Annotated in this window: 5 protein-coding genes; 2 read left to right on the forward strand and 3 right to left on the reverse strand. The window is 54.6% G+C overall.

What is annotated here, in order from left to right; translation table 11 throughout:
- On the reverse strand, positions 1–380 hold a 380-nt coding region (locus WCG50_RS18320; protein ID WP_336901035.1), incomplete at its 3' end, for a patatin-like phospholipase family protein.
- Positions 381–540: 160 nt separating this feature from the next.
- Here WCG50_RS18320 and WCG50_RS18325 point away from each other — a divergent pair.
- Both WCG50_RS18325 and WCG50_RS18330 read left to right on the forward strand, forming a co-directional pair.
- Positions 541–1,527 (forward strand): acetylxylan esterase, encoded by a 987-nt coding sequence (locus WCG50_RS18325; protein WP_336901036.1) that lies wholly within the window; start codon positions 541–543, stop codon positions 1,525–1,527.
- A 22-nt stretch (positions 1,528–1,549) separates the two neighbouring features.
- Positions 1,550–2,278, forward strand: coding sequence for an alpha/beta hydrolase-fold protein (locus WCG50_RS18330; protein ID WP_336901037.1), 729 nt, complete (start codon positions 1,550–1,552; stop codon positions 2,276–2,278).
- A gap of 340 nt (positions 2,279–2,618) precedes the next feature.
- Here the strand turns inward: WCG50_RS18330 and WCG50_RS18335 are convergent, their stop codons facing one another.
- Positions 2,619–3,017 (reverse strand): hypothetical protein, encoded by a 399-nt coding sequence (locus WCG50_RS18335; protein WP_336901038.1) that lies wholly within the window; start codon positions 3,015–3,017, stop codon positions 2,619–2,621.
- 328 nt (positions 3,018–3,345) lie between these two features.
- The coding region (locus WCG50_RS18340; protein ID WP_336901039.1) for a hypothetical protein at positions 3,346–3,552 on the reverse strand (207 nt) is incomplete at its 5' end.

Consider the following 3,552-nt stretch of genomic DNA (forward strand, 5'->3'; position numbering starts at 1 on the left):
GAGTCACCCTGTCCTTGCGTGACCATGGGCCATGGTATTTGCTGCCCGACCTCCAACCAGAAGTCCCTTAATGCCGCACGCGCACCGGAGCGACCTCCTCGTATCCAACCCTGCGTCATCACTACCGCATTCACAGCGCCGGCGCTGCTGCCGCTCAAAGCATCAAAATTTATGGACGGTTCTTCCAACAGCGCGTCCAGCACGCCCCAGGTAAATGCGCCATGGGCGCCGCCACCCTGAAGTGCCAAATTCAGGCAGCGATTTACTGGCGCCCGTGGCGCCCGCGCATGCCACCAACGGGTCAGCGTGTTCCACGCACCCGACGGTGCTTCCGATTGCGCAGTGGACCTCAGTTGGGCAGTAGGGATGTTGGAGTGCATAACTTAGTATAGGGTTTTCCCTAGTCTTTCGCATTCATCCGAATTCGCACCCAGGTGCAGACGCGCCACAAAAAAGTATCCGCACTGAAGGTCGTCGGATGCCAACGCGATTTGGGTGCATTGTTCCCCTTCAATTGCGCATACTGTGGGTTCATTTTTCATGTCTATGGTCTTACCAATGCGCCCTGCTCAGTTTTCCCATGGTTATGGGTTTGACCCGTCTTACTCCATGGATTTGGCACAGCTTCTGATGGTCGACACGCCGCAGCCACCAGAGGACTTTGCCGCGTTCTGGCAGCAACGCCACGTTGCTGCGCTTAGGCATGTGCCACGGCCGCGCGTGCAACGCGCTGACTGGCAAAGCCCGCAGCACACTGTGTACGACCTGCGCTTTGACTCGACAGATGCGGTGGAAATTGGTGGCTGGATGCTAGTTCCAAAGGACGGTGTGGTGCGACGGGGTGTCATCTTCGGGCATGGCTACGGGGGCTGTGACAGGCCCGAAGACGTTATGCAACTCGTTGATGCTGTGATGCTTTTTCCATGCCTGCGCGGCATTGGCTGCAGTCCGATGGTGGGCGTTTCGCCCGACCCCAACTTGCATGTAATTCACAACATCCAGGACCGGGAGCGCTACATCCTCGGCGGCTGCGTGGAAGACCTGTGGCTGGCGGTTTCGGCTCTGCTGGAGCTTTTCCCAGGCGTGGCGGGCAAGGTCGCCTATTCAGGCATTAGCTTTGGTGGCGGCATCGGCGCCCTAGGCTTACCCTGGGACGCCCGCGTGGGACGCATGCACCTTCAAGTTCCCACCTTTGGCAATCAGTCCTTGCGCCTGACCCTTCCCACCACGGGTAGCGGTGAGTCGGTTCGCGAGTTCGAGCGAGAAACTAGTTTTCATGTAATGGACACATTGGCTTATTACGATGCAGCGTCTGCTGCGCGATACCTTCACATACCGGTCTTGGTGGCTGCGGCATTGTTTGACCCGGTGGTGCCACCACCCGGACAGTTTGCCATCTTCAATGCCATCGCCGAGCCGCTCAGACGCTTGTTTGTGTTGCAGGCGGGTCACTTTGAACATGCCGGCAAGTCGAGGGAGTTGCAACAAATGCAGCAGGAGGTCACGAGCTTCTTCATGGAATCCTGACACTGACTGAAAGTGGTTGTGTATGCGCCGAGACTATTACCGCTGGTACAGCCATCGCGTACAACGCGACATGGAGTTGCTGGTGTTTGGCCATGCAGGGGCCAAGGTGATGGTGTTCCCGACTCGAGACGGCAACTTTCATGAATACGAGGACCTAAACATCGTTCATTGCCTGGCCGAGAAGATTGCTGCAGGGCACTTGCAGCTATGGTGTTTGGACAATGTTGCCACAGAGACTTTTTACTGCTCTGCGTGCCACCCTTCCGAACGCATCCGGCGCCATATCCAGTATGAGGAATACGTACTCAACGAGGTGATGCCACTGATGCAGCGGCAGAATCCTCACTCCTGCACCATCGTGCATGGCTGCAGCCTGGGGGCATTTCAAGCCGTCAACCTAGCCCTTCGCCATCCGCAGCACTTCCAGAAGTTGGTGGCATTCTCCGGGCGCTATGACCTGACCTTGAACGTCGATGCTTTTCACGATCTGCTGGGTGGCTACTACGATGAAAATGTCTATTTCCACACGCCCAGCCACTTTCTACGCAACCTGAACTGTCAACAGCGACTGGCGCAACTGAGCCACATGGACATCGTCATGGCTGTTGGCAATGAGGATCCTTTTCTGCAAAACAACCTGCAGTTGAGTGAGATGCTGCACAGCAAGGGCGTGCGCAACCAGCTTCACCTATGGGATGGTCGTGCCCACAGTGCGGGCTACTGGCGACGCATGGCTCCGATGTATCTGTAGCGCGTCTTACGTGCAAAATGACGCATGAGCCAAAGTAAAAGTGATGCAAGTTTTGAGGTCTGAACCCATCTGCCAAATGGCGCCGTTACAAAGGACAAACGAGTGAAATGCGACAAGTGCCTTTTTTGGCGGTCCTTTGAGGCCCATACAACTAACGAGCCTGTTCTTGGCAACTGCCACAGACATCCGCCCGTACAAATTTATCTGGCCCATGAGGGGCCCAGCCCAAAGCGCGACGCAAACGCATGGACGTTTCCAGTTGTCTATTCAACATCTTGGTGTGGAGAGTTCAAATAGATCGGGGGGATCGATCGCATGCAAGCCCGATGTGCCTTGAATTTCAACTTGGGTAAAGGACGCAACGCAAGACCTTGACCTCGCTTCCTGAAAGCAGCACCGCAACCTCCTCCAACAGTACGGAACCTTCGTCAGCCGCAAAACCGGTGCGGACATTGACACCATCCGGGCGCGACCAGACCGAATGTACGTCGTATTGTTTTCCGCCTCCAACACGCCCCTCTGTGACCAATTCCAGCCTATAGCTTTTTTGTACCAATTCACTTGTGTCTGCGGTCAAGATTTGTAGGCCACCACTACTAATGTCTACAACCAAGGCAGGGACTGCATCCACGGCATCCTCTGGCCGGAAGGAATAGAACGAAATCGGTTCACCTTCGGATTGCAGAAGGAAAAATTGGGAACGAGGGTTCACGCGCTTTTCGGGAATTTCAACGGACATATTTGTGCTCAGGTTGATTAGCCGATGGACACTTGCATTTAGTGATCAATTGGTGACAAAAATATGAATCAAATTTGTCAGCATCGCGCGTATCAGTTACGTCTTGCGATTGCGGAGGTAAGCGTATCAGAACTGTCCCGGAAATGTGATTTAACAAAGCGAGCTTTCAATATGCGCTTAAAGGCTATGACAGCCCGCTACGAGTTTCTTGAATGTGGCACGTCAAAGGTCTGTTGACCCGGTTGCGTCGGTATCGCCGCGCATCGCCGAGATCAGTGCAAAAATCGGTCGAACCGTCTAATTGACTAAACCTCGCCCACCAATGCCATCAGCTGATCGACAACTGTTCGGCGACTTTGGCATCGTTCAGGTTGCTAACCGTGTAAAGGCGAATGGGTATGACCGCCGATACCGTGTAACTTGGGCAAGCGTAGCGTTCAATATCCCATTGGTTTAGGGGGAAGGAACCGCAGCTGGACATGAAGTGGACCCCAGAGTCAGGACAGACTTGAAGGTAGTTTAAGTTGCACTCGAC

Origin of the sequence: Rhodoferax sp. (assembly GCF_037143375.1) — a bacterium.
In the GTDB taxonomy this organism is placed as follows: Bacteria; Pseudomonadota; Gammaproteobacteria; order Burkholderiales; family Burkholderiaceae_C; genus Rhodoferax.

Excerpts from the sequence above, each read along its gene's own strand:
- WCG50_RS18325 (WP_336901036.1), top strand. The coding sequence starts at position 541 with ATGTCTATGGTCTTACCAATGCGCCCTGCTCAGTTTTCCCATGGTTAT.
- WCG50_RS18330 (WP_336901037.1), top strand. The coding sequence starts at position 1,550 with ATGCGCCGAGACTATTACCGCTGGTACAGCCATCGCGTACAACGCGAC.
- WCG50_RS18335 (WP_336901038.1), bottom strand. The coding sequence starts at position 3,017 with ATGTCCGTTGAAATTCCCGAAAAGCGCGTGAACCCTCGTTCCCAATTT.